General features: G+C 59.1%; 1 protein-coding gene. It reads right to left on the reverse strand.

The features are described from left to right. Nucleotides 1-1,080, reverse strand: a 1,080-nt coding sequence (locus tag ETG88_RS22140; protein ID WP_129036426.1) for an HdeD family acid-resistance protein, incomplete at both ends; no start/stop codon positions are given.

Below are 1,080 nucleotides of genomic sequence, written 5' to 3' on the forward strand. Positions count from 1 at the left end.
TCAGCTTTCCAATCGCCAGCCAGAACCCGCGCGTTTGCCAGAGTCTACCGACGGATCCCTCCAGCGCGGCTTCCAGCGCTCGTGCCACGCTGCTGGAGCAGTTACGGTGGGTCAAATTGTAGGATTCATTCTGACGGTAGTTTTCCCAGAAGGCGCTCAGGCGGGTTTCACTGTAATTGCGGATGCGTACTTTTCGCGTGGAGGGACACCATTGCGCTGACTCTGTTGCATAGTCGGGCTGGAACAGCCCTTGCACATTATTCTCCGGCGTCGCCCGCAACAGTCGGGCGAAGGCATCCGGTGAACGGTCGATGAGTTCCGCAGGGTACAGACTGATATAGATCCCGCCAGGAGATTCCAGCGCAGCGTGGCCGGTGGAGATAATGCCGTTTTGATCCACGGCGGCGATATAGCGGTTGATGACCGGGCGGGGGATGGTTTCGCCGGGCGCGGAACCTACGGGAGTCCAGACGTGAACCGTCAGCGCTTTTTCGTCATCTTCCGGCGGACCATCCCACTCCACAGTGGCGGGCGGGAGCGTATCTGCTTCTTCCATATACTCTTCACCTTTAAGACCCGGGTTGGCGGCGGCCACTTTGACGCGGTTGGCGAGGATGAACATGTTCCATCCCGCGAAGGCAAGGCCCAGACCCAGACAGTAAGGAACGGTGCCGGCATAATTTGACGGCCAGGGCTGATAGAAGAAGATGGCCAGCGCGATCTCGACGATCCCGCCTGCCAGGGCTGAGCGCCAGCGTTGATAGCGAACGACCAGGGCGGAGGCTATTTGTAGCGCACCATCAAGCAAGAACAGCGTGCCGAAGATGATCGCCAGTACAATATCGCCATCGTGGTTCCCCGCCAGGATCAGGACCGCGGCGAGTGAAAAGGTGGCACCTTTGACATAGCGTAAGATGCGCTGCCCGCCCATGCCGCTGTGCGCCACCATTAATGTAAGGGCACCTTCGAATAATAGCAGGCAGGCGAAAGGTTCAATCGGGAAGAACAGCGACCCGTCCATGGCGTCGATGAAGATGACGGTGCCGGCGATCAGAGTGATCCAGCCAAAGCGGCGAAGCC

It is taken from the genome of Lelliottia nimipressuralis (assembly GCF_004115925.1).
GTDB classification, from domain to species: domain Bacteria; phylum Pseudomonadota; class Gammaproteobacteria; order Enterobacterales; family Enterobacteriaceae; genus Enterobacter; species Enterobacter nimipressuralis.